Origin of the sequence: Microbispora hainanensis, assembly GCF_036186745.1 — a bacterium.
Classification (GTDB): domain Bacteria; phylum Actinomycetota; class Actinomycetes; order Streptosporangiales; family Streptosporangiaceae; genus Microbispora.
Genome location: NZ_CP108086.1, coordinates 8338339 through 8363705, shown reverse-complemented (window position 1 = coordinate 8363705; position 25367 = coordinate 8338339). Strand labels below are relative to the sequence as shown.

Sequence of the window (25367 nt, the reverse complement as noted above, 5' to 3'; positions counted from 1 at the left end):
GACCCTACGGCTTTTGGAGCGGTGCGCCAAAGTTGGAACAACGCTCTAACTCTGCGTGCGGGATCACCAGGGGCGTACGGGACTGGCGCCGGGCGTGACCTCGGGAAGGGCGGCGCCCGCGCCGGGGACCGGCGGCCGGGCCAGGATCCGCAGGACGTCGTCGGCCGGCCTGGCGCCCCGCAGGGACAGCCAGCCCAGGCCGTTGCGGGCCCGGTAGGCCGCCAGCCGCCCGGCCTCGCCGGGGCCGAGGTCGCCGGCGCCGGACAGGACCGGCGCAAGGCCCATCCGCCGCCACGCCCGGTCGGGCGGCACGTCGAGCGCCGCGGCGATCTGGAGGTGCGCCGCCCGGGCCGCGACGGCCAGGTCGTGGAGGTTCGAGACGCCGGAGGCGACCGGCACGAGCAGGCCGACCGACTCGATCTCCACCCCCTCCTCGCGGGCCGCCCGCAGCATGCTCTGGTCGGCCGGCTCCAGACCATGCCGGGAGGCGGGAAACGTGAACGTGATCCGCAGCGGGCGGCCGCGCGCCCGCGCCTCGCGCTGCAACCGGGCGACGGCGGCGGCGCGGCGGCTGACGGCGGCGGGCCCGGCCGACCCGCCGGCCTCGAAGTCGATGCCGGGAGGATCGAGCGCCGTCACGACGTGGCGGTAGGCCGAGAGCAGCCTGGCCGGGTTCTCGCAGGTGACGGCCAGCTCCTGCCCGTACGGCCCGCCGAACGTCGGCCACACCTCGCCGCCGTCTGCCCGCAGCCGTTCGATTCGGGCGGTGACGGAGCCCCCGCCGCGTGGTCGCGCCCCCGCCCAGTGGGGAGCGCAGCCGCCCGGCCCGGCGACGATGTGACCGATGGTGAACGAGCGCACGCCCGCCCGCAGCAGTTCTGGGCGGGGTTCCCCGGAGGCGTCGAGGAATCCCCGATAAGGGGCCGCGGGCTCGTCGGCGGTGGGAGCGGCGGAGGGCGGGGCCGGCGAGGCGACCGTCTGGCGCGCGGCGACCAGCGTTTCCGGCACCGGGGAGGCCGGAGTCCGCTCACGGGTGGGCGTGGCCGTGACACCGGGCGTGGCCCCGGGCATCATCCCGGGCCCCGCGTTCCAGCCGGGCGGGGCGGCGGGCAGTGCCCACAGCGCCGCACCGGTGCTCGCGACGAGCGCGGTCGACGCCAGGAAGACGAGGGAGCGCGGGGGGCGGCCCGTTTCACGGGAATGACGTGCGGTGTCCACGCTCACCACCCTGAGTTGCGATGCGACCACGTTGCGCACAGGCGGCTCGCACTCTAGCAAGTCGAGGGCGCGGCAGCAGGGATAATGGACAGATGAAACTGAGGATTTTCACCGAACCCCAGCAGGGGGCGAGCTACGACGACCTGCTCACGGTGGCGCAGGCGGCCGAGCGGCTCGGGTTCGACGCGTTTTTCCGGTCTGACCATTATCTCCGGATGGGCGAGGGCGACCCCCTGCCCGGCCCGACCGACGCGTGGATCACTCTGGCCGGTCTCGCCCGGGAGACCTCGCGCATCCGGCTGGGCACGCTGGTGAGCGCCGCGACGTTCCGCCTGCCCGGGCCGCTGGCGATCAGCGTCGCGCAGGTCGACCAGATGAGCGGCGGCCGTGTGGAGCTCGGCCTCGGCACCGGCTGGTTCGAGCAGGAGCACACGGCGTACGGGATCCCCTTCCCGCCCCTGGGCGAGCGGTTCGAGCGCTTCGAGGAGCAGCTCGAGATCGTGACCGGGCTTTGGGCGGCGACCAAGCCGTTCTCCTTCATCGGCGCGCACTACCAGCTGGCCGACTCGCCGGGGCTGCCCAAGCCGGCGCAGCGGCCCCGGCCGCCCATCATCATCGGCGGCGGGGGCGCCAAGCGGACGCCGCGGCTGGTCGCCCGGTTCGCCGACGAGTACAACGTGCCGTTCCACCTTCCCGAGGACACCGCCGCGGCCTTCGACCGGGTCAGGCAGGCGTGCGACGCCGCGGGCCGGGAGACCGTCCTGCTGTCGGCGGCGCAGGTCGTCTGCGTGGGGCGGGACGAGGCGGAGATCGCCCGGCGGGCCGCCAACATCGGCCGCCAGGTCGACGAGCTGCGCGTCAACGGGCTGGCGGGCACGCCGCAGGAGATCGTGGACAAGATCGGCCGGTTCGCCGAGATGGGCGCCGAGCGTCTCTACCTGCAGGTCCTCGACCTGCACGACCTTGAGCACCTGGAGCTGATCGCGGCCGAGGTGCTTCCGCACGTGTGAGTACGGCGCTCGCGCACGTGTGAAAGCGGCGCCGGTGTGTGACACAGGGCCGCGGGGCGTCGGTGACCGTGCTGCCACACGTGTGAGAACGGCGCATGTGTGAGAACGGCGCATGTGTGAGAACGGCGCATGTGTGAGAACGGCGCACGTGTGAGAACGGCGCATGTGTGAGAACGGCGCTGCCGCACGGGAGAACCGTGCTGCCGCATGTGTGAGGGTGGCCGGCCCGCGGGACAGCGCTGCCACACGTGATTGAAGCCGCATGCCAGGAAAAGGCATAGCCGGTCGAAGGGGGCATCCGGCACACTTTGCCGGGTGCTCCTCACGATCTCGACCACTCTGCGGCCCGCGACGGACCTCGGCTTCCTCCTGCACAAGCACCCCGACCGGGTGCAGGAGTTCGAGCGGTCGTTCGGCACGGCGCGGGTCTTCTATCCGGAGGCGAGCGAGGACCGGTGCACCGCGGCGCTGCTGCTGGAGGTCGACCCGGTGCGCCTGGCGCGTTCACGGGGCTCGTCCTCACCCGACTTCTCCCTCGGGCAGTACGTCAACGACCGGCCGTACGCCGCGTCCTCCCTGCTGGCGTCGGCGCTCGCCGACGTGTTCCGTACGGCGCGGACCGGGCGGTGCAACTCCCGCCAGGACCTCGCGGACGGGCCGATCCCCCTGGAGATCCGCCTGCCCGCGCTGCCGTGCCGGGGAGGAGCCGATCTGGCGCACCGGCTGTTCGGGCCGCTGGGCTGGGAGGTCGACGCCGAAGCCGTGCCGCTGGACCCCGGTTTCCCCGCATGGGGCGAGTCCCGCTACGTACGGCTCGCGCTGCGCGGGAACGTGCGCCTGGCCGACGCGCTCAACCACCTGTACGTGCTGCTCCCGGTGCTGGACGACGCCAAGCACTACTGGCTGGCGAGCGACGAGGTCGACAAGCTCGTCCGCGCGGGAGAGGGATGGCTGGCCGGCCACCCGGACAAGGGCCTGATCACCCGCCGCTACCTCGGCCGGCGATGGGCGCTCACCCGCACCGCCTTCGCCCGCCTCGCCGAGCTCGGCGACGACGTGGAGGAGACCCTGGACCCGCCGGTCGAGGAGGAGCCGGGCGCCGAGCCCGCTGCCTTCGCCGCACCGGTCGCCGACGTCGGTGCGACCGGACGGACGGAGCCTGTCATCGCCGAGCCTGTCATCGCCGAGCCTGTCATCGCCGAGCCCGGCAATGCGGAGCTCCCCGTCGCCGGACTTGCCATCATCCGGCCCGCCGACACCGAGCCCGTCGACACCGAGCCCGTCGACACCGAGCCCGTCGACACCGAGCCCGTCGACACCGAGCCCGTCGACACCGAGCCCGACAGCGCGGAGCACCACGAGACCGAGCCCGACGACACGCAGAGCGCGTCCCCGTGCCCGGACGACGAAACCGGTGACGAGACCGGTGACGGGGCGGACGAGGGCCGGGTGCCGCTGAACACGCTGCGCCGGGAGGCCGTCGTGGCGGCGCTGGAGGAGATCGGCGCCCGCACCGTGCTCGACCTCGGCTGCGGCTCGGGGCAGCTGCTCACGGCGCTGCTGGCCAAGCCGTCCTTCACCAGGGTGGCCGGCATGGACGTGTCGGCCCGCGCGCTCGCGACAGCCAATCGCCGTCTGCGCACCGACCGGATGCCGGACGCCAAACGGGCGAGGCTGGAGCTGTTCCAGGGCTCGCTGACCTACACCGACGCGCGCCTGGCCGGATATGACGCCGCGGTGCTGATGGAGGTCGTCGAGCACGTGGACCCGCCGCGGCTGCCCGCGCTCGAACGCGTGGTCTTCGGCACCGCGCGGCCCGCACACGTGATCGTCACCACGCCCAACGTGGAGCACAACGTCAGATACGAGCTGCTCGCGGGGGCACGCCGCCACCCCGACCACCGGTTCGAGTGGAGCCGGGCGGAGTTCGCCGCATGGGTGGCGGGCGTGTGCGAGACGTACGGCTACGCGGCCGATCTGCGGCCGGTGGGCGAGGACGACCCCGAGGTGGGGCCGCCCACCCAGATGGCGGTCTTCAGCAGGAGGGATGAGCGGCCGTGACCGAGATCAGCGTGCCGGAGCTGTCGCTGGTGGTGCTCGTGGGCATCTCCGGGAGCGGCAAGTCGACGTTCGCGGCCCGGCACTTCGCGCCCACACAGGTCGTCTCGTCCGACTTCTGCCGGGGCCTCGTCTCCGACGACGAGAACGACCAGACGGCCACGCCCGAGGCGTTCGAGCTGCTCCACCACATCGTGGGCATCCGCCTGCGCCGTGGCCTGCTCACGGTGGTGGACGCGACCAACGTGCAGTGGGAGGCCCGCAAGAAGCTCATCGAGCTGGCCAGATCCCACGACGTGCTCGCCGACGCGATCGTGCTCGACGTGCCGGAGGAGGTGGCGCGCGCCCGCAACGCGGCCCGTCCCGACCGGGCGTTCGGCCCTCACGTGATCAGCCGGCAGCGCAAGGAGCTGCGCCGGTCGCTCGGCAAGATCTCCAGGGACGGCTTCCGCCGGGTCCACGTCCTGCGCGGCGACGAGATCGACGACGTGACCATCACGTACGAGAAGGCGTGGACCGACAGGACCCACCTCACCGGGCCGTTCGACATCATCGGCGACGTGCACGGCTGCCGGGCGGAGCTGGAGTCCCTGCTGATCAGGCTGGGCTGGCAGGTCGGGCCGGACGGCGCCGTCCACCCCGAGGGGCGTACGGCGGTCTTCGTCGGCGACCTGGTCGACCGCGGCCCGGACACGCCGGGCGTGCTGCGGCTGGTCATGGGCATGGTCGAGGCGGGCACCGCGCTGTGCGTGGCGGGCAACCACGAGCAGAAGCTGGTGCGGGCCCTCGACGGCCGCAAGGTGCGGGTCGCCCACGGCCTGGAGCGGTCGCTTGAGCAGCTCGCCGCCGAGCCGGAGGAGTTCCGCGCGGCGGCCAGGACGTTCATGGACGGTCTCATCAGCCACTATCGCCTCGACGGCGGCAGGCTGGTGGTCGCGCACGCCGGGCTCAAGGAGGCCTACCACGGGCGGGCCTCCGGGCGGGTGCGGGCGTTCGCCCTGTACGGCGACACGACGGGGGAGACCGACGAGTACGGCCTGCCGGTGCGCTATCCCTGGGCGAACGACTACCGGGGCCGGGCCATGGTCGTCTACGGGCACACTCCGGTGCCCGAGCCGGAGTGGGTCAACAACACCATCTGCCTCGACACCGGCGTGGTCTTCGGCGGGCGGCTGACCGCCCTGCGCTATCCCGAGCGCGAGCTCGTTTCGGTGCCGGCCGAGAAGGTCTGGTATGAGCCGGTGCGTCCGCTGGCCGCCGCCACGCCCGCCCGCGACCCCGGCGTGCTGGACATCGGCGACGTGGACGGCACCCGCTTCGTGGAGACGCGGTTCGGCGGCCGGATCAAGGTCGCGGAGGAGAACTCCCGCGCCGCGCTGGAGATCATGAGCCGGTTCGCCGTGGACCCCCGCTGGCTGGTCTACCTGCCGCCGACCATGGCCCCGCCGGAGACCTCGGCGCTGGACGGCTACCTGGAGCACCCGGCCGAGGCGTTCGACGAGTTCGCGCGGGCGGGGGTGACCCGGGTGGTGTGCGAGGAGAAGCACATGGGCTCGCGCGCGATCGCCGTGCTGGCACGGACGCCGGAGGCGGCGGCCCGCCGCTTCGGCGTCGCCGACGGCAGCACGGGCAGCGTCTACACCCGCACCGGGCGGCCCTTCTTCGACGAGCACATGCAGGAGCTGGTCGACCGGCTGCGCGAGGCGGCCGCGCCACTCTGGGATGAGCTGGAGACCGACTGGGTGGTGCTCGACTGCGAGCTGCTGCCGTGGTCGGCCAAGGCGGAGGGACTGATCCGCGACCAGTACGCCTCGGTGGGCGCGGCGGCCCGGGTGGCGCTGCCCGAGGCGGTCGCGGCGCTGGAGATGGCGGCGGGACGTGGCCTGGACGTAGGCGCTCTGCTCGACCGCACCCGCCGCCGTGCCCGCAACGCTGCCCGGTTCCGTGACGCCTATGCCCGATACTGCTGGCCGGTCTCGGGCCTCGACGGCGTACGGCTCGCGCCGTTCCAGATCCTCGCCTGCGAGGGCCGGGCGACGGCGGCGGCGGAGCCGCACGAGTGGCACCTGAAGACGCTCGGCCTGATGGACTCGCCGCTCGTCACGCCGACCCGCCACCTCTTCGTCTCCCTCGACTCGCCCGAGGAGCGGGAGGCGGCGGTCGCGTGGTGGACGGCGCTGACCGAGGCCGGGGGCGAGGGCATGGTGGTCAAGCCCGCCGCCCACCAGGAGGGACGGGTGCAGCCGGGCGTGAAGGTGCGGGGCCGGGAATACCTGCGGATCATCTACGGCCCCGACTACACCGAGTCGCTCGGCGTGCTGCGGCGCAGGTTCACCGGCAGGAAGCGGTCGCTGGCGCTGCGGGAGCACGCGCTCGGCCTGGAGGCGCTGACGCGCCTGGCCGAGGGCGAGCCGCTGTGGCGGATCCACGAGGCGGTCTTCGCCGTGCTCGCGCTGGAGTCCGAGCCGGTCGATCCCCGCCTGTGAGACGGGACGGCCCCCCGGCACGGCTTCCCGCCCACGCTCGGGATCCGTACCCGGGGGCCGGGTTCAGGTGAGGGATCAGGCTCAGCGGGACTCGGCCGCGGCGGGCGCGTCCGCTCCGGGGGCGGCCGGCTCGGCCAGGTCCACGCTGTCGCGCAGCCGTACCTGCGGGAGGAACAGCACGGCGAGGATGCCGACGACCGCGATGCAGGCCGAGATCAGGAAGATGTGGCCGGTGGCGTCGCCGTATGCGGCGCGCACGATGGTGCGGATCGGCTCGGGCAGCGCCCCCATGTTGAGGCTGGCGCCGCCGCTGCTCTGGCCCGCCGGCACCGGGACGCCGGCCTTGGCCAGGCCCGTGGTGATGTTCTCGGTGACCTGGTTCGCCAGCACCGCGCCGAGGACCGAGACGCCGATCGTGCCGCCCAGCGAGCGGAAGAACGTGATCGCGCCGCTCGCGGCGCCCAGCTCGCGCAGCGGCACGGTGTTCTGCACGGCCAGGACGAGGTTCTGCATGGACATGCCGACGCCGGCGCCGACCACCAGCATCCCCGCGCCGACGACGACCAGCGAGGTCTCGTGGTCGACCATCGACAGGGCCGCGAAACCGAGCGCGAGCACGATCGAGCCGGCGAGGATGTACGGCTTGACACGTCCGCTGCGTGACACCATCCGGCCCGAGATCGTGGACGACACGAGCACGCCGAACATCAACGGAATGGTGAGCAGGCCCGCCTCGGTGGGGCTGTAGCCGCGGCCGATCTGGAAGTACTGGCCCAGGAAGACCGCACCGCCGAACATCGCCATGCCGACGGCCAGGCTGGCGAGGATCGCGAGGGCCGGGGTGCGCCGCCGTACGACGTGCAGCGGGACGACCGGCTCGCGGACCACCGACTCCACCCAGACGGCGACGCCCAGCAGCACGACCGACGCGCCGACCATGGCGAAGGTCTGCCAGGAGATCCAGTCGAAGGAGTTGCCGACGAAGGTGACCCAGACGAGCAGGACGCTCACGCCTGCGGCGATGAGCAGCGCGCCGGGGTAGTCGACCGAGGTGCCGGGACGGCGGACCGAGACGATGTCGAGCGTGCGGTGCAGGACGATCAGCGCGATCGCGGTGAACGGGATCGGCAGGAAGAAGCACCACCGCCAGCCCAGCCAGGACGTGTCGGTGATCAGGCCGCCCAGCAGCGGCCCGCCGACCGTGGCCACGGCCATGACCGCGCCGAGGTAGCCGTTGTACTTGCCCCGCTCCTTCGGGCTGATCATCGCGGCGATGATCACCTGGACGAGGATCTGCAGTGCGCCCATGCCCAGGCCCTGAACCGCGCGGAAGGCGATGAGCATCGCCGTGTTCTGGGCGAAGCCACAGGCCAGCGAGGCGACGAGGAAGATGCCGATGGCGATCTCGAGCAGCAGCTTCTTGCTGAACAGGTCGGCGAGCTTGCCCCAGATGGGGGTCGAGGCGGTCGTGGTGAGCAGGGCCGCCGTGACCACCCAGGTGTACTGCGACTGGGTGCCGTTCAGCGAGCCGATGATCTGCGGCAGCGAGACCGACACGACCGTGCTGCTGATCATCGCCAGGAACAGGACGAGGAGCAGGCCGCTCAGCGCTTCGAGTATCTGCCGGTGGCTCTTGGCCCCCGTCTCCGGCAGCGTGGGTGCGCTCACGCGCAGCCTCCAATCGGATGGGTGAGGACAACTGCCTCAAGATTACATGCCCACTGGGCAACTTTGCCTGGTGGGCAATATTTTGGCGGCTAAGCTTGGCCCACGATGGAGACGACGGCGGGGCTGCGCGAACGGAAGAAGGCCGAGACACGGCAGGCGATCCACAAGGCCACGATGCGGCTCGCGGTGGAACGCGGGCTCGACCACGTCACCGTCGACGACATCGTGGAGGCCGCCAACGTCTCGCGCCGCACCTTCTCCAACTACTTCGGCAACAAGGAAGACGCCCTCCTGTACGGCGAGGAGCAGCGCATCCGGTCCCTGGTGCGGGCGGTTCGCGAACGGCCGGCGGAGGAGTCGGGCTGGCAGGCGCTGCGCGGCGCCGTACGCGACGAGCTGGAGGACGTGGGCGAGCCCGAGAGGGAGTGGGCGGTGCGCACCTCGCTGGCCAGGCGCCATCCGGCCCTGCTCGCCCGGCAGCTCGCCAACCATGCCGAGCTGGAACGGGAACTTGTGCAGGCGATCTCCGACCGAGAGGGATCGGGAGAGCCGGGCGCCGACCTCAAGCGCCGCATCATGGCCGCCGCATTCCTCGTCGCGTTGCGCATCGCGACCAACATCTGGATCGAGGAGCAGGAGGCCCGCCCGCTCTCCCAGATCATGGAGCAGGCCCTCGACGAGATAGCGCGGCCCTTCGCCTGAGCCCCGGGCCCCTCCGCTGGACGTGGTTTCCGCTGAGCCCGGACTCTCTATCGGCCCGATGTTCCGCCGGTCCCCGGGCTTCCGCCTGGGCTTCCGCCGGGCTCAGCCGGTGAACCGGGACAGGAACAGCGCGAGCCTGCGCTCGTGGAGCTCGCGCGGGAGCCGGCCGCCCCGCATGAGGGTCACCAGGCCGTGCAGGCCGGCCCAGAAGGTCTCGGTCAGCGCGCCCAGGTCGTCGCCGCGGGCGTGCGGGCGTACGGCCTCGGCCAGCTCGCCGAAGGCCGCCTGCAGGGCGGGCGGGGCCTCGGGAGCGGCCCACGGCAGGGCGACGATCTGGTTGAACATCACGTCGTAGAGCGCCGGGTGCCGGTCGGCGAAGGCGACGTAGGCCGCGCCGACGTCGGCGATGGCACGGTGGGCGTCCGCCGCCGCGGTCCGGGCCGCGCGCAGCTCCACGGCCAGGTCGGCGCAGCCCTCCACGGCGACGGCCGCCATGATCGCGTCCTTGCCCTTGAAGTGGCTGTAGAGCACCGGCTGGCTGTATTCGACCCGCTCGGCCAGCCGCCGGGTCGTCACCGCATCCCATCCCTCGGCCTCGGCCAGTTCGCGGGCCGCCCTGATGATCAGCTTCTCGCGCTCGGCGCGCTCGCGCTCCTTGCGTGACTGGATGGACATGCTCCGAACTCTAGCAGCGCTAGCGAATATGGCACTGCTCTGCTAGCGTCGATTTTGTTCCTAGCGCTGCTAGATCCCGGAGAGAGACATGCTCACCCCCATCGCGTACGGCCTCGCCGTCGTCCTCAACCTGTTCGTCGTGTACATCGGTGCCCGCTTCCTGCTCGTGCCCCAGGCGGCGGCCGCGGGCTACGGCGTCCCGGCCAAGAAGGACGGCGACGGCGCCTATCTGACGATCAAGGGCCTGCGCGACGGGACCTACGGCCTGCTGGGCCTGGCCCTGCTGGCCTTCGGCGGCGCCCGCGCCGAGGCATGGTTCATGCTGGTCGTCGCCCTGCTGCCCCTGGGCGACACGTTGATCGTGCTGCGCAACGGCGGCAGCCGGGCGGTCGCGTTCGGCATCCACTTCGCGACCGCCGTGGTCATCCTGGTCAGCGCCGCCCTGCTTTTCGCCGTCTGACCGGCGACGAGAGCGTCCCCGCGAGCGCCGTCGGCGGGGCGGGCACGGTCGTCCCGCGCGGCTAGCATCACCGCATGGCCCCCACGAAAGCCGACCTGGAGGCGGCGCAGAACGCGACGATCGACGACGTGCTCGGCCCCGGGCTCGACGTGCTGTTCTGCGGGATCAACCCCGGCCTCTACTCGGCCGCGACCGGTCACCACTTCGCGCGGCCGGGCAACCGGTTCTGGCCCGCGCTGCACCTGTCCGGGCTCGTGCCACGCAGGCTCGCGCCGTCCGAGCAGCACCTGCTCCCGTCGTACGGGCTCGGCATCACCAACATCGTGGCCCGGGCGACCGCACGGGCCGACGAGCTGACCCCCGACGAGCTCCGCGAGGGCGGCGCCCGGCTCGAGCGGCTGGTCGCGGAGGTCCGCCCCCGCGTCCTGGCGATAGCGGGGGTGTCGGCCTACCGGGTCGCCTTCGCGCGCCCCGCCGCCCGGATCGGCCCGCAGGAGGAGACGGTCGGCGGGGCGGCGCTGTGGGTGCTGCCCAACCCCAGCGGGCTGAACGCCCACTGGAGGCTGGAGGCCATCGCCGCCGAGATGGCCCGCCTGCGCCCGCCGGCCTGACGGGCTCCACGGCCTGTGCCTGCCGGTCTGACGGGCTCGACGGGCTCGACCACCTGTGCCCGCCATCGGTGTGACGGGCCTGACCGCCGCGGTCGGGGGCGGCCCGCTCGTGGGGCCTTTCCGCCCCGAGGCCGGTGCACCCCTCCGCTCCGTGCCCGATCCCTGTGCCGCGTGCCGGATTTCTGGGCCTCGCGTTTCTGGGCCTCGCGTTTCTATGCCTCGCGCCCGATCCGTACCTTGGCGGCCAGGAAGCCGGCGGCCTCGTCGAGCGCCTCGTCGGCCTCGTCGAGGTGGCCGAAGTGGTTCTGGAAGACGTGCGGCACCTGCGGCCAGACCCGCAGCGTGACCTCCACCTCGTCGGCGGCCGCACGCCCCGCGAGCCGGACGGAGTCGTCCAGCAGGAGCTCGTTCGAGCCGGCCTGCACCAGCAGCGGAGGCAGGCCCCGGAGGTCGGCGAAGACGGGGCTGGCCAGCGGCTGGGTGGCGTCCTGGCCGGCCAGGTAGGGGGTGGCGAACGCCTGGAGCGCCTCCGGCACGAAGATCGGGTCGGCGTCCTTCTTCGTGTGCATGCTCTCCCCGCTGAGGGTCAGGTCGGTCCAGGGGGAGAAGAGGACGGCGCCCGCGGGCTGCGGCAGACCGGCGTCGCGGGCCGCGACCAGGGTCGCGACGACCAGCCCGCCACCCGCCGAGTCACCGGCCAGCACCAGTTCCTCCGGCCGTACGCCTTCGTCGAGCAGTGCCCGATAGGCGGCCAGGCCGTCCTCGACCGCGGCGGGGAAGGGGTGCTCGGGGGCCAGCCGATAGTCGACGGACGTCGCCCGCAACCCCGCACGGCGTACCAACTGGGCGGTGAACCCGGCGTGCGTGCCGGGCGATCCCAGGATGTAGCCGCCGCCGTGGAAGTGGAGCAGCCGCCCGCGCCCGGCGCCGGCGGCCGGGGCCAGGTCGAGCGCGGGACGGCCGCCGAGCTCGGTCTCCCGCACCGTGACGTCGTCGGGCACGGGCCGGGTCAGGGCGAGGGCGAATCCGGCGCGCTGCTCCTCCAGGGTCGGGTTCGGGTGGACGGGGGCGTTGCGGTGCAGGGCGTCGACGGCCTCGCGCTGCTTGCGGGTCATCAGAACCTCCGGGGAGTCGATGGTGAAAGGATGCATTCCGTGGAATGCACGTGTGATCGTAAACCCGATTCCCAAGAAGATGATTCCTTGGAATCGAGATGTTCGGCGGATGTGACCGACATCACTCGCCTGTTCACCGATCTCGTCCGCGTCGAGACCCGGCTGTACAACACGGTGAGCGACCGGCTGCGCGCCGAGCACGGCATCGGCCTGGGGCAGTTCGAGTTCCTGGACATCATCGAAGGCCGTCCCGGCTGCCGGGTGCTCGACATCGTGCGCGAGGTGGGGATCACGGTCGGAGCCGTGAGCAAGGCCGTCGACCGGCTCGAAAGCGCGGGCCTGTGCGTGCGCACGGCGCATCCGGACGACCGGCGGTCATCCGTCCTCAGCCTCACGCCGGAGGGCTCCCGGCTCCTGGCCGCGGCCCGCCCGACCCTGCGGGACGAGCTGGCCGCCCGCACCGCCGCCGTCCCGCCCGCCGAGCTCGCCCGGACCGCCGCCACGCTCGCCACGCTGCGCACGGCGCTGGAGGAGCACGGGCGGGACGGGGCCTGAGTCCTGCCCCGCCCGCTCACCATGCTCCGTCCCCCGGCCCGGCGACCGTCACCTGCCCTGCCGCCCCCGTCGTCGCTTCGTCCTGCCGTCCCCTGCCTGCCGTCCCCTGCCTGCCGTCCCTGCCCCGCCGTCACCTGTCCCGCCGGCGCGGCCGGGCGCGCCTCACGGGTGGCCGGGGCGGGACAGGATCCGCCCGGTGCCCGGCGGCGGCAGCCGTGCCACCTCGCGGTCGTGGAAGGCCACCATGTCCTCGGCGCCGGCGTACAGCTCCGCGACGGCTCGCGTGCAGTCCCCGACCACCCGGGTGTCGGTGATCCGCCGCCCGCCCACATGGGCGCCGATCTCGTCGTAGAGGATCTCGTACATCAGGTCCCTGTCGACGATCAGCAGCTCGGGCAGCGGAGCGCGGGTCTCCAGGCGGCGTACGGACCGGGCGTGCAGCGCCCGCGCCCGCTCGCCCGCCCGCGTGCGCGCCGCGAGCAGCACGATCTCCCACTGCAGGTAGGGCGTCGGCGGCATCTCGACGATCCGCAGCCGGCGCAGCTCCGCCCGGGGCGGCAGGTCGTCGGCGAAGCGCATCTCGGCCATCAGCGAGAGCGACCGGTCCCAGTCACCGCTCATCATGGCGACCCAGCTCGGGGTGTCGGGCTCGTGGAAGTGCTGGGCGCGTTCCAGCTTCCATACGACACCCTCCATCCGGCGCAGGTGGTCGTAGAGCTCGGTCCGGTACTCCACCACGGGAAGCACCTCTCCCGCGGCCTGTCTGACGTGCTCGAACGCTTCTCCGGGCATGAAGTCTCCTTCGGCCAGAAGCCGAATCGCTGGTCGGAGCGCGCCAGGCCCCGGCCCGGATCTGGAAACTGGCGCGCTTGGATCTTCCGCGGACGTCTGGTCAGTCAGTTCCCCGTCGAGTTGCTGCACACGGCCGTCTCCGCCGCGTCCAGCAGCCTGATCGTGATCTGCCTCGTCCTCGCCGTTCCTTCGGTCTCCTGCACCACCTCGGGTTCTGGCTCGGCCGGCTTCATCTCACCCTCCCGTTCGTCGGCGTGGCCGCAAACTCTCCCCCGAGGGCGACACGTCGATCGTTGGCCGCTGCCGATTCAGGGTCAAGGCCCAATCTCCGCGGACTTCTCCGACAGATCGAGCGGGGGCGGCAGCGGGGCCACCTCGCGTTCGAAGAACGGCATCAGGTCCTCGCCCTCGCCGTACAGGGAGGCCAGGGCGGACAGGCAGGGGGCGACGACCGCGGTGTCGGTGATCCGGCGGGCCCCGACGGCGGCCCCGATCTCGTCGTAGCGGACCTCGTACAGCAGGCTCGGGCCGAAGACCACCAGCTCGGGCAGCGGCGCCCGGGTCTCCAGGGGGGCGACCGCCGCCGCTCCGATCACTCTGATCTCCTCGCCCGCCGCCACCCGTACGGCGAAGATCTGCGCCTCCCACCGCAGGTAGGGAGTGAGGGGCAGCTCGACGACACGCAGCCGCCGGAACGGGGCCCGCTCGCGGTACATCGCGGTCAGCGGGGCCCGCATCTCCTCGATGAGCTCGACGGCCTTCGCCCAGTCGCCCGCGTCGGCGGCCCGCCAGCTCGGCACGGCCGGCTCGTGGAAGTGCTGGGCGCGCTCCAGCTTCCACACCACCTCCGACGCGTCGCGGTAGACCTCCTCGAACTCCGCCTGGTAGGCCGCCAACCCCAGGAACTCGCCGTCGGCGGCCCTGACGTCATCGAACACCTCGCTCGGGATCACGGTTCCTCCTCAGCAATCCGGCGGCACGGCGCGCCTTCGGGCCGTGCCTGCGCCACCACGTCGTGGCCCAGAGGACGTGGAACCCGGTGACGACCAGCACCGTGACCACGCCGTCCGCCGCGGCCACCCAGCCGGGCGGGTCGAGAAGTGCGCGCACGGCACCGGCGAGCAGGCCCAGGGTCGCCGGGACCGTCACCGCCGCGGCGAGCCAGAGGCACAGCGCGGTCCCGGCGACGAGCAGTGCGGTGTACGCCCGGACCCACCGGCCCTCGGCCCTGGGCAGCCGGGCGAGCGGATCGGCCGACCGGCGCAGCAGGACCCGGCGGCACACGTGCGCGGCGTACGCGACGGAGTCGCCGTACAGGTTCCGGCAGCCCGTCACGTCCTGCAGGACGAAGTAGAGGTCGGTGCGCATGAACACCAGGAACTGCGCCGACAGCATGACCAGCGCCGTCAGGGCGACGACCGACAGGGCCGGGTGCGGCCCCGTCGTCGCGGTCAGCAGGAGACAGACCGCGCACAGGGCGGCGTCCAGCGCCATGCCCGAGAGGTAGACCGTCAGCCGGACCCGGCGCTCCGCCAGCCAGATGCCCGACACCTCGGTCTGCGCCGTGAGGAACTGCAGACGGGTGCCGAACCTGATGCGCCCCGGCACGCCGGCGGCGCGAGCCGTGCACAGATGGGCCAGCTCGTGCAGGAGGATCAGCAGCCAGCCGGCCGCCGTTTGCCCCAGCAGGACCAGCGTCCCGTGGTCGCTCCAGAGCAGGTCCCGCCAGCCGGGCATCACGCCCGGCCGCAGCAGCGCCACCACCACACCGGCCAGGATCACGGCCGCCAGGGCGGCGTGCAGCACCGGATCGAGCGTCCACCGCACGTGGCGGGGCAGCAGCCGCGGAAAGGTGGGCGGCGGGGGAGCGGGCGCGGGAACGGGGTGGCCGTCCACCGCCGCCACCAGGCCCGCTCGCACCAGGCCGTCGACGAAGCCGCCCACGTTGATCCGGGTCCCGGTCTCCGCGCCGAGCCGGCGCTCCACCTCGGGGACCGTGGCCCCCTCCTGGAACAGGCGGATGACCCGCATGCCCTGCTCGGGCACGGCGATGACGTCCCCGGTCTCCACCCGTCCGACGATCCACTCCGCGCGATCCCGGCGTACGCCGAGGTCGTGCAGGATGACCCGGGTCGCCGTCATGACGAGTGACCTGCGGGGGGCACCGGGGCGGGCGCACGGCCCGCCCCGGTCCTGCCTGACGAATCACATCCCACTGCGTACGGCGCCTCGCCGCGGGTCACCCTTGGTGAACTCCTCGCGGAAACGGATTTTCCGGAGGGACCGAAATCGGTGTCCTTCCCGTGGCGATTCCGTACGCGCTTCCCGTGGTGATTCCGTACGCGCCCGGAATCGCCACAGATCCCGGAACCGCGGCGCAGCCCGGAAGTGCGGCGGATCCCGGGCGTGCAGCCGAGCCCGGAAGTGCGGCGGATCCCGGAAGTGCTGCGGGTCTCGAAACCATCACGGAGACCGGAACCACTGCAGGGCCCGGGGAACCGCTCGCGGAAATCCCGCGCCGGCACGGGCTTTCCGCGGGGCCCGGGAAAGGCGCCCATGGCTCCGTCGCGGCCTCCTCCGCCTCGCGATGCGTCCACCGGGAAACCCGCTCGTGGCGGGCGGCATGCGTCAGGCACCGCCGGACGGCCTCAGGTCGAGTTCCCCTGGCTGAAGGCCGTCGTCTCGATCTTGTCGAGCCTGCGGATCGCGATATCGGCCGCGATCGGCTCGACCTCTTCCTCCGGCTGGGTCTGGTTTTGCTCTTGAGGGGTCATCGGGCACCTTCTGTTGTGGATTTGTGTGGTGCGGACCTCGCGCGAGAAAACACCTAAATGTTCGGATGTTGCACATGATCGGTCAAGTCCTGTTTTGCGACTCGGCCGATGTCCGCTGAATTCCACAGACCGGGCAGCCGGGGCGAGGCGGATGCCGGACCCACACATGCTGGTCGGATGCGATGAGGTTCAGCCCGACGACCGTTCCGATTGCGGGCTCGGGCACTCCGGTGATCAGCGAGATCACCGAATGGGCGACCAGGTGCCCCGACAGGCCGGCCGAGGCGGCGACCACGCCCGGTCCTCCGAGGTCCACCGGAAGGCCCGGCCTGCGGCGACGCGCCTCGCCCGCAGCCAGGCACTCGTAGCAGGCGCCGCGCCCGGGTGCGAAGGTGCCCACGGTGACGAGCGGGCCGTTGTAGCCTCCGCCGACCCAGGGCACGCCGGCCCGCGCGCAGATCCGGTTGGCCCAGATCCGGATGCCCGGCTCCCTCGGCTCGTCGGCGCACAGCGCGAGGACGTCGGCGCCCGCCAGGATCGACAGCAGGTCGGCCTCGCTGCCGATCACCCGCCGCTCGCCCGTGACCTCGATGTCGGAGTTCAGCCGGCGCAACCTGCCGACGGCCACGTCCGCCTTGGCCCGGCCGAGGTCGTCCTCGGTGTAGAGGACCTGACGGTTCAGGTTCGACAGCTCCACCACGTCGGCGTCGACGCAGTGCAGGCGGCCGACGCCGGAGGCGGCGAGGGCCCACGCGGCATGGCTCCCCGTGCCGCCGAGGCCCAGCACCACGACCCGGGCGGCGCGCAGCCGCACCTGCGCGTCCCACCCCTGCCGTCCAGGCACCAGGTCGACCTGCTGGAAGAACGCCCGGCTCCGGTCGTACCGGGTGCGCTCCCGTTCGGTGAGCTCGCCCGGCGCCGGAGCCGCGGCGTCCTCCACGTGCCCCGACGCGATGAGGGCGGCGACGATCCGCGCCGCCTGGGACGCGGAGACGCCGGGCAGGCGACGGCACACGGCCTCCGCGACGTCGTCGGGAGACCGGGTGCCGTCCATCAGGCTGAGCGCGGCCCACGCGCCCCCCGTCGGATCCCTGATCTCGGCGGCCAGCCCGTAGATCTCGCCGCCGATGCGTACCGTTCCGTCCTCGAAGCGGTGTGGCTCGTGCCTCCGCTTGACCCGTGGCAGCAGCACGGCTCCCGGTTCCTCCTCGGCAGGGGGTTGCGTGCGGTCCTACCGAGAAGTCATCACCTGGAGCTCCGATTCGCAATACCCGGAGTCAGTGTCGTGAGTAGGGCCCGTGACGGCGCCGGTGGGTCATGCCCAGCACCGCCCTCACCACCAGGGCGACGAACACGAGCTTGAGCACCAGGAACGGCGGCCACATCGGGCCTGCCATCAGGAGGACGATCGCGGCAACCGGGATGAGGAACATGGCCGGATGCGGACGGCGGTCGTGCCACCGCGGGGCCATGCCCCGTCCCCAGCCGCCCCGTCCCCAGCCGCCCCGTCCCCAGCCGCCCTGTCCCCAGTTGCCCTGGGCCGCGGCCCACTGCGGTCCGCCGGGCCGGAGGGGGCCGTACGGACCGGGGCGGGCGCCCATGGGGGAGCCGGGAAAACCGGGCAGGCCGGCGGACGGGAAGCCCGCGTGCCACGGGCTCCCGGTCCGCGGGCCGCCGCCCGGCGCGCCCCCGGTCCGGGCGTCGCCCGGCCATGCGCCGGGCAGGTCGGCGGTCACCCGCCGGAGGTCCTCGGCCGTACGCGCCGAGAGCGTCGCGTCGAGGCGCTCGTCGAGCTCCTCGCGGGTGATGCGGCCCTGCGCGAACGCGTCGTGCAGCAGCCGCGTCACCTCGTCGCGCTCCCGGTCGCCGATCCGCAGCCCGCCGTGCGCGGGACCGCTCGGCGGGGTGCGGCCCGCCGACCCTGCCCTCGGCGTGCCGCCGTCGTGGCCGGCGTGTGCGCCGCCTGCGGCGGCGGGCTCGTCGGGGGAGACCATCGTCACTCCTCCACAGGGTCGCCGTCGGCGAGGATCTGGTAGAGCCGCCGCCTGGTCTCGGTCAGGACCTGCCGCGCCTGCCTGACCTGCCCCTCGGTGCCCGAGTGGGCGATCTGCACCAGCGCCGACGCCGCCTGCCTGGACAGGTCGAACAGCTCGTGGACGTTGTCGCCGATGTCCGGTGTCATCTCCTCCCAGGGCGCCCGGACCTCGTCACCGTGCTCCTCGACATAGGCGCGGCCGGCCTCGGTGAGCTGGAACGTCTTGCGCCCGTCGGTCTCCTCGGCGCGCACCAGGCCCTCGTCGGTGAGCTGCTGCAGCGCCGGGTAGACCGCGCCCGGGCTGGGCTTCCATCCGCCCTGGCTGCGCTCGGCGATCTCCTGGATGATCTGGTAGCCGTTGCGCGGCTCCTCGGCGAGCAGGGCGAGGATCGCCGCCCGCACGTCACCGCGCTTGGCCTTCCTGCCCCGTCCGAAGCCCCGCGGGCCGAACGGGAAGTTGCCGCCCGCCCACGGCGGCCCGAACGGGCCCGGTCCGAAACCGCCCCACGGGCCGCGCCCCCGCATGCCGCCCCTGTGCCGGTGCTCGTGAGGGCCCCCGCCCTCGTGGTGTTCCTGCTGCCACATGGCCGCCCCCTTCGTGAACGCCTCGCGCATCGCGCGGCGCATCTCGTGTCTCAACCGGTGCTCGAACCCCGTGTGGGTCCCGGGCCCCCCGACCGCGTGTGCCCAACTCATCGCAGTGCCCCCTTCTGGCCGATTCGACTGGCTCACGATCTGTTCTCGATGGCTCAACGATATATCGCGATGCATCTTCCGACAATGCCCGGGTAAGAGTGACATAGCTCACGAGGAAGTTTTTCGAGTACAGGGAACAGGCCCCGAGACCGTAGCGTTATCTCTCACGAAGACGGGATCGTTCTGCTCTGAGAGGGCTGGGGGGTGCTCTTGGAGCGGGACGATCCCGTCTTTGTCATTTCCCGGCCGGCGCCTCGCCGACCGGCCCTGGTGGTGCTTCGGAAGCGGCGGCGCTCGGGAGGCCGGGTCACTCCGGCTCGACGGCGGCACCATGGCCTCGGTCGCGGTGTATGGGGGAGCGGTGTGCGGGGGAGCGGTGCACGGGGGAGACGGAAGCCCCGACGGGTTCTTCGTGAAGCTCGCGGGCTCCGTGGGCACGCTGACCATCACGCCGCCCAGGCCGGGCGTCCACATGCACTGGACCGATTGGGACATCCGGTCCGGCGACGACCGGGTGGCCGTTCCCGACGCGTATCGGACCGTCCCCTTCGACCCGGCGGCCGGACCGGCGGCCAGCGTGGCGGCGTTCTACCAGGAGATCGCCCGGGCGATCGCCGAGGGGCGCCCCGCTCACCCTGACTTCCATGCCGCCGCCCGCCACCACCGGCTGCTCGCGGCGATCGAACGCGCGGCCGAGAGCGGTGGCATCGAGCGCGTCCCGTGACATGACCACGCGCGGCGGCTGCTCGCCGTGGCGGCGATCGGGGCGACACGCATCCGGAGGGGTGGGTGCTTCGCGGAATTTGTCGGTGCTTTGCCGTAGAGTCTCAAGGCGTGATCTTGTCATGATGGGGCACTCGCACGCCCTGAGCGGGGCGGCGGTGTGGCTGGCGGTCGCGCCGGGCCTGGTGGCACTGCCGGACGTGCTCGGGCATCCCGAGCTGGCGACGCTGACGGGGCCGATCCTGAGCCCGCCCGAGCTCGTCGCGGGCGCCGTGGTGTGCGCGGGCGCGGCCATGCTGCCCGATCTCGACCACCCCAGTGCCACGATCGCCCAGACGTTCGGACCGGCGACCTGGCTGATCAGCAAGGGCGTTAACTTCGTGAGCGGCGGGCACCGGCACGCCACCCACTCCCTGCTGTTCAGCGTGCTGGCCGGAGTGGGGGCACACCTGCTCGGCGCCCGCTACGCCATCGGCCGCGACATCCTGGTCGTGCTGATGATCGGCCTGGCCATCCGCGCGGTGGGCATCGGCGTGCCCGGCAAGACGCTCACCTCCGCGATCGTGAACATCGGCCTCACCGCGGCGCTGTTCGTCACCTTCCTGTCGCTCGGGGTCACCTACTCCTGGCTGGGCTTAGCCATCGGGGGCGGCTGCCTGGTGCACGTGATCGGCGACTGCCTGACCGAGCGCGGCTGTCCCGTCTTGTGGCCGATCAAGGGCCGCTGGCTCCTGCCGTGGGACATCGGGATCAAGACCGGCAAGGCGTTCGAGAAACAGCTCCTCGGCCCGGCCCTGTCGATCGTGGTGATCGCGCTGTTCTGCCTGCGTTTGATGCCCGCCTGAGCGGGGACGCCGGACCGCCGGCGTCTATGCCCGGACGCTCCACGGCCGGCGCGGACGCGGGAACTTCCCGAAACCGAAAAATCCACATGATTGCCGACGTCAACAACGATGGCCGTCGGCCTACCCATTAGTAACTTGATGTCGAGATATCTTGAGGGATATCTTGATGTCGAGACATCCGCCGAGCCGCACAGGTTAGGGCAACCTAATTGTCAGGAGTGTCCCGTGCGTGCGGGAGGATGCACACGAAACCTGTGACTATCCCGGAACCCTGGGGAGGCGAACTTCGTGTCCGCGAACAGCTTCGGCAGCCGTGACACGCTGCGCGTCGGTGACGCGTCATACGAGATCTACCGGCTGGACGCCGTCGAGGGGTCGGCGCGCCTCCCGTACAGCCTCAAGATCCTGCTGGAGAACCTGCTCCGCACCGAGGACGGCGCGAACATCACCGCCGACCATATCCGCGCCATCGCGGGCTGGGACCCGAACGCCCAGCCGAGCGTCGAGATCCAGTTCACCCCCGCGCGCGTGATCATGCAGGACTTCACCGGTGTGCCCTGTGTCGTCGACCTCGCCACGATGCGCGAGGCCGTACGCGACCTGGGCGGCGACCCGGCGAAGATCAACCCGCTCGCTCCGGCCGAGATGGTCATCGACCACTCGGTCATCGTGGACTTCTTCGGCCACCCCGACTCCTTCCAGCGCAACGTCGAGCGGGAGTACGAGCGCAACCGCGAGCGCTACCAGTTCCTGCGCTGGGGCCAGACGGCGTTCGACGAGTTCAAGGTCGTCCCGCCGGGCACCGGCATCGTCCACCAGGTCAACATCGAGCACCTGGCCCGCGTCGTCATGACCCGCGACGGCAAGGCGTACCCGGACACCTGCGTGGGCACCGACTCCCACACCACGATGGAGAACGGCATCGGCGTCCTCGGCTGGGGCGTCGGCGGCATCGAGGCCGAGGCCGCGATGCTCGGCCAGCCGATCTCGATGCTGATCCCGCGGGTGGTCGGCTTCAAGCTGACCGGCAAGCTGCCGGCCGGCGCCACCGCGACCGACCTCGTGCTCACGATCACCGAGATGCTGCGCAAGCACGGCGTGGTCGGCAAGTTCGTGGAGTTCTACGGCGAGGGCGTCTCCAGCGTGCCGCTGGCCAACCGCGCCACGATCGGCAACATGAGCCCCGAGTTCGGCTCCACCTGCGCCATCTTCCCGATCGACGGCCAGACCATCGACTACCTCAAGCTCACCGGCCGCTCGCCGGAGCAGGTCGCGCTGGTCGAGGCGTACGCCAAGGAGCAGGGCCTGTGGCTCGACCCCTCGGCGCCCGAGCCCGTCTTCAGCGAGTACATCGAGCTCGACCTGTCGACCGTCGTCCCGTCGATCGCCGGGCCGAAGCGCCCGCAGGACCGCATCCCGCTGGCCGATGCCAAGTCGGCCTGGCGCGCGGCGGTCCGCACGTACGTCCCGGACGACTGCATCGAGGGCCCGGCCGACGAGGCGTCCGCCGAGTCGTTCCCGGCCTCGGACCCTCCGGCTATCGACCACGGCGGGGCGGGCGACGCGCCGCACCCCGTCAAGCGCAACGGCGAGCGGCCGCACCGGCCGACCCCGGTCACGCTGTCGGACGGCACGTCCTTCGAGATCGACCACGGCGTCGTCACGATCGCCGCGATCACGTCCTGCACGAACACCTCCAACCCGTACGTCATGCTCGGCGCGGCCCTGCTGGCGAAGAACGCGGTGGACAAGGGCCTGTCGCGCAAGCCGTGGGTGAAGACCTCGCTCGCCCCGGGCAGCCAGGTCGTCACCGGCTACTTCGAGCGGTCGGGCCTCCAGCCCTACCTCGACAAGCTGGGCTTCAACCTCGTCGGCTACGGCTGCACCACCTGCATCGGCAACTCCGGCCCGCTGGAGCCGGAGATCTCCGCCGCGATCCAGGAGAACGACCTCGCGGTCACCGCCGTGCTGTCGGGCAACCGCAACTTCGAGGGCCGGATCAACCCCGACGTCAAGATGAACTACCTGGCCTCGCCGCCGCTCGTCGTGGCGTACGCGCTGGCCGGGACCATGGACATCGACCTGAACAACGAGCCGCTCGGCGTCGGCGTCGACGGGCAGCCGGTCTTCCTCAAGGACATCTGGCCCGCGCCTGAGGAGGTCGCGGCGGTGGTGTCGGAGTCGATCAGCCAGGACATGTTCAAGCGTGACTACGCCGACGTGTTCAAGGGCGACGAGCACTGGCGGTCGCTGCCGATCCCGACCGGCGACACCTTCCAGTGGGACCCGGAGTCGACGTACGTCCGCAAGGCGCCGTACTTCGACGGCATGCCGGCCAAGCCCGAGCCCGTCACCGACATCCGGGGCGCCCGGGTGCTGGCCAAGCTGGGCGACTCGGTCACCACCGACCACATCTCGCCCGCGGGCTCGATCAAGGCCGACACCCCGGCGGGCCGCTACCTGCGCGAGCACGGCGTCGAGGTCAGGGACTTCAACTCGTACGGCTCCCGCCGCGGCAACCACGAGGTGATGATCCGCGGCACCTTCGCCAACATCCGGCTGCGCAACCTGCTGCTGGACGGCGTGGAGGGCGGCTACACCCGCGACTTCACCAAGGGCGGGGAGCAGGCGTTCATCTACGACGCCTCGCAGAACTACCAGGCCGCCGGCATCCCGCTGGTCGTCCTGGCCGGCAAGGAGTACGGCTCGGGGTCGTCGCGTGACTGGGCGGCCAAGGGCACCGCGCTGCTCGGCGTGCGCGCCGTCATCGCCGAGTCGTACGAGCGCATCCACCGGTCGAACCTGATCGGCATGGGCGTGCTGCCGCTGCAGTTCCCCGAGGGCGAGAGCGCCGAGTCGCTGGGTCTGACCGGCGAGGAGACCTTCGACATCGTAGGTGTCGAGGAGCTCAACGCCGGCTCGACCCCCGCCACCGTCACCGTGCGGGCCGGGGACGTCGAGTTCCAGGCCGTGGTGCGTATCGACACCCCCGGCGAGGCGGACTACTACCGCCACGGCGGCATCATGCAGTACGTCCTGCGCTCCCTGCTCGCCAAGAGCTGAGGGCTCGTCAAGAGCTGACATCTCGGGAGGTCCGGGCCGGCAGTGAGGCTGCCGGCCCGGCACCGCGCCTTGGAACGTGGCCCCGTGCAAGGCGGAAGTCCCCGCCAGGCAGGCGCGCGCTGCCGGCCTCTCGGGGCGCAGAGGGGTACGGAGGCCGCTCCGGGCGGCTCGCCTACGCCCGGATGAGGTGAGTCAGGACGACACGCATCTTCTCGAGTGACGGCTCCTCCACCCAGCCGATCCTCCTGGTCAGGCGCTGCACGGACATGGCGCGGAACTGCTCCACCATCGCCCAGCTCCGCTTGTCCAGGCCCGTGCCGGGGGCGATCTCGATGTGGCTGGGCCAGCCGCGCTCAGTGGTGGTCAGCGGCACGGTGAACACCAGGCCCATCCGCACGTCGTTCATGGCGCGGCCGCTCATGACCACCACCGGCCTCGGCCCGCCCTGTTCCCGGCCCGTGGGCTGACCGTAGTCGGTCAGCCAGAGGTCACCGCGCGTTATCCGCATCGTGCTCCTTCGGTGGCAGGTGGGAGGACCAGTCCTCCGGCTCGAGACCGTCTTGAGCGGCCCGGTCGAAGACGGCTGTCTCCGCCAGGTGGTCGGCCCAGCCCGCGGGGTCCTCTCGCCGGGTCCGCTCGACCGCTGCTCGCAACTCCTCCCAGAATTTCCTGTGTTCATATTCGGCGACGGCGTCGTCGATCACTGCTGTCATGGGTCTGCCTTCCTGCTTTGCGATCGCCGCGAGCTTGTCGCGAGTAAGAGTGCTGACCCGGATCGTCGTGTGGCGTTGCTCGCTCCCCATACGGCGAGGCTACGATCCTGTCTACAAAAAGCGCTATGGCGATGTCGCCACGTAGGAGACTACGAGGGCGTTGATTACTCTCGCGACAACTTTCGATTACTGACGGTGATTGTCTGAGTTATCGGGTCCGGATAACCGGTTGCCGGGCGGCAGCGGGGCGTCGCTAGGGTCCCTGCCCATGGATCACGACGTGGTGTTGCTGCTCATCGGGGGAGTGGCCGTCTTCATCGGGGCGGTCGTACAGGGCGGGGTGGGGTTCGGGCTGGGCCTGGTGGCCGCGCCCCTGATCACGTTGCTCGATCCGTCGGTCATGCCAGGGGCGGTCCAGGTCGTCAACCTGACGATGCCGCTGTTCACGCTGGCCAGGGAGTGGCGCAGGGCCGAGTGGCGGGGAGCGGGGTGGGCCCTGCTGGGCCGGCTGCCGGGCAGCGCGATCGGCGCCCTCGTGGTCGTCTACGTGAGCACGACGACGCTCGGCGTGCTGGTCGGCGTGATGGTGCTGGTCGCGGTCGTGCTGACGGCCCGCGCGGTGTCCGTGCCGCGCAACGGCGCGACGCTGACGGCCGCCGGGTTCCTCTCGGGGATCACCGGCACGGCCACCGGGATCGGCGGGCCGCCGATCGCGCTGGTCTACCAGAGCGCCCGGGGTCCGCAGATCAGGGCCACGCTGGCGCTGTTCTTCTGTGTGAGCGCCGCGCAGTCGCTCGTCATCCTCGCGCTCCTCGGCAGGCTCCCGGGACGCGCCCTGGCCGGTGGGGCGGCGCTGGTGCCGTTCGTCCTGCTCGGTTTCGCGGCCTCCGGGCCGCTGCGGCGTTATCTGGACGGCGGGCGGGTCCGCACGGCCGTCCTGGCCGTGGCCGCCGTCTCCGCCTGCGCGCTGCTCGGGCAGAGCCTCGCCCACTGAACCCACAACAGGGCCCACAACAGGGCCCACAACAGGGCCCACAACCGGGCCCACAACAGGGCCCACGACCGGGCCCACGACCGGGCCGTACGGCAGGCAGGCCCGCGGAGACCACCCGCGGGTCGGTGTGGACGATCGCGTACTCGGTCCAGGCGTTCCCCGCGGCATCGGCGG

25 protein-coding genes are annotated in these 25367 nt (G+C 72.0%); 11 read left to right on the top strand and 14 right to left on the bottom strand.

Features of this window, described 5'->3' with window-relative positions:
• Positions 1-63: 63 nt before the first annotated feature.
• A complete protein-coding gene (locus tag OHB01_RS37865) occupies positions 64-1218 on the bottom strand; it encodes a hypothetical protein (RefSeq protein WP_328854655.1) in 1155 nt (384 codons plus the stop codon).
• Between the two features lie 92 nt (positions 1219-1310).
• On the opposite strand from OHB01_RS37865, the gene OHB01_RS37860 reads away from it, so the two are divergent.
• From OHB01_RS37860 to OHB01_RS37850, 3 genes are all read left to right on the top strand, one after another.
• On the top strand, positions 1311-2228 hold the full coding sequence (locus tag OHB01_RS37860; RefSeq protein ID WP_142645500.1) for an LLM class F420-dependent oxidoreductase: 918 nt from the start codon (positions 1311-1313) through the stop codon (positions 2226-2228).
• A gap of 315 nt (positions 2229-2543) precedes the next feature.
• Positions 2544-4289: a 3' terminal RNA ribose 2'-O-methyltransferase Hen1 gene (locus OHB01_RS37855; protein ID WP_328854654.1), complete on the top strand. Its 1746-nt coding sequence runs from the start codon at positions 2544-2546 to the stop codon at positions 4287-4289.
• On the top strand, positions 4286-6772 hold the full coding sequence (locus tag OHB01_RS37850; RefSeq protein ID WP_328710594.1) for a polynucleotide kinase-phosphatase: 2487 nt from the start codon (positions 4286-4288) through the stop codon (positions 6770-6772). The genes OHB01_RS37855 and OHB01_RS37850 overlap by 4 nt, the downstream gene beginning before the upstream one ends.
• An 81-nt stretch (positions 6773-6853) precedes the next feature.
• Here the strand turns inward: OHB01_RS37850 and OHB01_RS37845 are convergent, their stop codons facing one another.
• Entirely contained in the window at positions 6854-8347 is a 1494-nt protein-coding gene (locus OHB01_RS37845) for an MDR family MFS transporter (RefSeq protein ID WP_142645569.1), read from the bottom strand.
• A 198-nt stretch (positions 8348-8545) separates the two neighbouring features.
• Here OHB01_RS37845 and OHB01_RS37840 point away from each other — a divergent pair, with 198 nt between their 5' ends.
• Complete coding sequence (locus OHB01_RS37840; protein ID WP_142645497.1) at positions 8546-9142, top strand: TetR/AcrR family transcriptional regulator; 597 nt, start codon at positions 8546-8548, stop codon at positions 9140-9142.
• Positions 9143-9244: 102 nt separating this feature from the next.
• On the opposite strand, the gene OHB01_RS37835 is transcribed toward OHB01_RS37840, so the two are convergent.
• Entirely contained in the window at positions 9245-9817 is a 573-nt protein-coding gene (locus OHB01_RS37835; protein WP_142645496.1) for a TetR/AcrR family transcriptional regulator, read from the bottom strand.
• An 88-nt stretch (positions 9818-9905) separates the two neighbouring features.
• On the opposite strand from OHB01_RS37835, the gene OHB01_RS37830 reads away from it, so the two are divergent.
• Both OHB01_RS37830 and mug read left to right on the top strand, forming a co-directional pair.
• Positions 9906-10277 (top strand): DUF4267 domain-containing protein, encoded by a 372-nt coding sequence (locus tag OHB01_RS37830; protein ID WP_147942427.1) that lies wholly within the window; start codon positions 9906-9908, stop codon positions 10275-10277.
• A gap of 74 nt (positions 10278-10351) precedes the next feature.
• The gene (mug, locus tag OHB01_RS37825) at positions 10352-10888 is read left to right on the top strand and encodes a G/U mismatch-specific DNA glycosylase (RefSeq protein WP_328710593.1); all 537 of its coding nucleotides are present in this window, start codon (positions 10352-10354) and stop codon (positions 10886-10888) included.
• A 212-nt stretch (positions 10889-11100) separates the two neighbouring features.
• Here mug and OHB01_RS37820 read toward each other — a convergent pair whose 3' ends face one another.
• Positions 11101-12039 (bottom strand): alpha/beta hydrolase, encoded by a 939-nt coding sequence (locus tag OHB01_RS37820; protein WP_328854653.1) that lies wholly within the window; start codon positions 12037-12039, stop codon positions 11101-11103.
• A gap of 75 nt (positions 12040-12114) precedes the next feature.
• Between OHB01_RS37820 and OHB01_RS37815 the strand changes: the two genes are divergently transcribed.
• Positions 12115-12558 carry a MarR family winged helix-turn-helix transcriptional regulator gene (locus OHB01_RS37815; protein WP_142645493.1) on the top strand — a complete coding sequence of 148 codons (444 nt, stop codon included), beginning with the start codon at positions 12115-12117 and terminating at the stop codon, positions 12556-12558.
• 162 nt (positions 12559-12720) lie between these two features.
• On the opposite strand, the gene OHB01_RS37810 is transcribed toward OHB01_RS37815, so the two are convergent.
• The 8 genes from OHB01_RS37810 to OHB01_RS37775 all read right to left on the bottom strand — a co-directional run bounded on the left by OHB01_RS37810 (position 12721) and on the right by OHB01_RS37775 (position 18855).
• On the bottom strand, positions 12721-13350 hold the full coding sequence (locus OHB01_RS37810) for a DUF6879 family protein (protein WP_147942424.1): 630 nt from the start codon (positions 13348-13350) through the stop codon (positions 12721-12723).
• Positions 13351-13454: 104 nt separating this feature from the next.
• A complete protein-coding gene (locus OHB01_RS37805) occupies positions 13455-13583 on the bottom strand; it encodes a hypothetical protein (protein ID WP_260617098.1) in 129 nt (42 codons plus the stop codon).
• 81 nt (positions 13584-13664) lie between these two features.
• A complete protein-coding gene (locus OHB01_RS37800) occupies positions 13665-14303 on the bottom strand; it encodes a DUF6879 family protein (RefSeq protein WP_142645491.1) in 639 nt (212 codons plus the stop codon).
• Positions 14278-15492: a hypothetical protein gene (locus OHB01_RS37795; RefSeq protein WP_142645490.1), complete on the bottom strand. Its 1215-nt coding sequence runs from the start codon at positions 15490-15492 to the stop codon at positions 14278-14280. The genes OHB01_RS37800 and OHB01_RS37795 overlap by 26 nt, the downstream gene beginning before the upstream one ends.
• A 506-nt stretch (positions 15493-15998) precedes the next feature.
• Positions 15999-16124 (bottom strand): hypothetical protein, encoded by a 126-nt coding sequence (locus tag OHB01_RS37790; RefSeq protein ID WP_260617097.1) that lies wholly within the window; start codon positions 16122-16124, stop codon positions 15999-16001.
• 82 nt (positions 16125-16206) lie between these two features.
• The gene (locus tag OHB01_RS37785) at positions 16207-17316 is read right to left on the bottom strand and encodes a ThiF family adenylyltransferase (protein WP_328854652.1); all 1110 of its coding nucleotides are present in this window, start codon (positions 17314-17316) and stop codon (positions 16207-16209) included.
• An 85-nt stretch (positions 17317-17401) separates the two neighbouring features.
• Positions 17402-18118 (bottom strand): DUF1707 domain-containing protein, encoded by a 717-nt coding sequence (locus tag OHB01_RS37780; protein ID WP_328854651.1) that lies wholly within the window; start codon positions 18116-18118, stop codon positions 17402-17404.
• Between the two features lie 2 nt (positions 18119-18120).
• Positions 18121-18855, bottom strand: coding sequence for a PadR family transcriptional regulator (locus tag OHB01_RS37775; RefSeq protein ID WP_240970910.1), 735 nt, complete (start codon positions 18853-18855; stop codon positions 18121-18123).
• A gap of 232 nt (positions 18856-19087) precedes the next feature.
• Between OHB01_RS37775 and OHB01_RS37770 the strand changes: the two genes are divergently transcribed.
• The 3 genes from OHB01_RS37770 (at position 19088) to OHB01_RS37760 (ending at position 23486) form a co-directional block, all read left to right on the top strand.
• Positions 19088-19579, top strand: coding sequence for a hypothetical protein (locus tag OHB01_RS37770; protein ID WP_142645488.1), 492 nt, complete (start codon positions 19088-19090; stop codon positions 19577-19579).
• 121 nt (positions 19580-19700) lie between these two features.
• Entirely contained in the window at positions 19701-20423 is a 723-nt protein-coding gene (locus OHB01_RS37765; RefSeq protein ID WP_328854650.1) for a metal-dependent hydrolase, read from the top strand.
• A gap of 288 nt (positions 20424-20711) precedes the next feature.
• On the top strand, positions 20712-23486 hold the full coding sequence (locus OHB01_RS37760; RefSeq protein WP_142645486.1) for an aconitate hydratase: 2775 nt from the start codon (positions 20712-20714) through the stop codon (positions 23484-23486).
• Between the two features lie 172 nt (positions 23487-23658).
• Here OHB01_RS37760 and OHB01_RS37755 read toward each other — a convergent pair whose 3' ends face one another.
• Entirely contained in the window at positions 23659-23994 is a 336-nt protein-coding gene (locus OHB01_RS37755; protein WP_328854649.1) for a type II toxin-antitoxin system PemK/MazF family toxin, read from the bottom strand.
• Positions 23975-24289 carry a hypothetical protein gene (locus OHB01_RS37750; protein WP_142645485.1) on the bottom strand — a complete coding sequence of 105 codons (315 nt, stop codon included), beginning with the start codon at positions 24287-24289 and terminating at the stop codon, positions 23975-23977. The genes OHB01_RS37755 and OHB01_RS37750 overlap by 20 nt, the downstream gene beginning before the upstream one ends.
• Before the next feature lie 178 nt (positions 24290-24467).
• Between OHB01_RS37750 and OHB01_RS37745 the strand changes: the two genes are divergently transcribed.
• Entirely contained in the window at positions 24468-25193 is a 726-nt protein-coding gene (locus OHB01_RS37745; RefSeq protein WP_205829786.1) for a sulfite exporter TauE/SafE family protein, read from the top strand.
• The last annotated feature ends 174 nt before the right edge of the window (positions 25194-25367 follow it).

What these genes read in the sequence shown, in the direction of transcription:
- OHB01_RS37860 (WP_142645500.1), top strand. Translation starts at nt 1,311, where the DNA reads ATGAAACTGAGGATTTTCACCGAACCCCAGCAGGGGGCGAGCTACGAC.
- OHB01_RS37845 (WP_142645569.1), bottom strand. Translation starts at nt 8,347, where the DNA reads ATGATCAGCAGCACGGTCGTGTCGGTCTCGCTGCCGCAGATCATCGGC.
- OHB01_RS37840 (WP_142645497.1), top strand. Translation starts at nt 8,546, where the DNA reads ATGGAGACGACGGCGGGGCTGCGCGAACGGAAGAAGGCCGAGACACGG.
- OHB01_RS37835 (WP_142645496.1), bottom strand. Translation starts at nt 9,817, where the DNA reads ATGTCCATCCAGTCACGCAAGGAGCGCGAGCGCGCCGAGCGCGAGAAG.
- OHB01_RS37830 (WP_147942427.1), top strand. Translation starts at nt 9,906, where the DNA reads ATGCTCACCCCCATCGCGTACGGCCTCGCCGTCGTCCTCAACCTGTTC.
- mug (WP_328710593.1), top strand. Translation starts at nt 10,352, where the DNA reads ATGGCCCCCACGAAAGCCGACCTGGAGGCGGCGCAGAACGCGACGATC.
- OHB01_RS37820 (WP_328854653.1), bottom strand. Translation starts at nt 12,039, where the DNA reads ATGCATCCTTTCACCATCGACTCCCCGGAGGTTCTGATGACCCGCAAG.
- OHB01_RS37810 (WP_147942424.1), bottom strand. Translation starts at nt 13,350, where the DNA reads ATGCCCGGAGAAGCGTTCGAGCACGTCAGACAGGCCGCGGGAGAGGTG.
- OHB01_RS37805 (WP_260617098.1), bottom strand. Translation starts at nt 13,583, where the DNA reads ATGAAGCCGGCCGAGCCAGAACCCGAGGTGGTGCAGGAGACCGAAGGA.
- OHB01_RS37795 (WP_142645490.1), bottom strand. Translation starts at nt 15,492, where the DNA reads ATGACGGCGACCCGGGTCATCCTGCACGACCTCGGCGTACGCCGGGAT.
- OHB01_RS37790 (WP_260617097.1), bottom strand. Translation starts at nt 16,124, where the DNA reads ATGACCCCTCAAGAGCAAAACCAGACCCAGCCGGAGGAAGAGGTCGAG.
- OHB01_RS37780 (WP_328854651.1), bottom strand. Translation starts at nt 18,118, where the DNA reads ATGGTCTCCCCCGACGAGCCCGCCGCCGCAGGCGGCGCACACGCCGGC.
- OHB01_RS37775 (WP_240970910.1), bottom strand. Translation starts at nt 18,855, where the DNA reads ATGAGTTGGGCACACGCGGTCGGGGGGCCCGGGACCCACACGGGGTTC.
- OHB01_RS37765 (WP_328854650.1), top strand. Translation starts at nt 19,701, where the DNA reads ATGATGGGGCACTCGCACGCCCTGAGCGGGGCGGCGGTGTGGCTGGCG.
- OHB01_RS37755 (WP_328854649.1), bottom strand. Translation starts at nt 23,994, where the DNA reads ATGCGGATAACGCGCGGTGACCTCTGGCTGACCGACTACGGTCAGCCC.
- OHB01_RS37750 (WP_142645485.1), bottom strand. Translation starts at nt 24,289, where the DNA reads ATGGGGAGCGAGCAACGCCACACGACGATCCGGGTCAGCACTCTTACT.
- OHB01_RS37745 (WP_205829786.1), top strand. Translation starts at nt 24,468, where the DNA reads ATGGATCACGACGTGGTGTTGCTGCTCATCGGGGGAGTGGCCGTCTTC.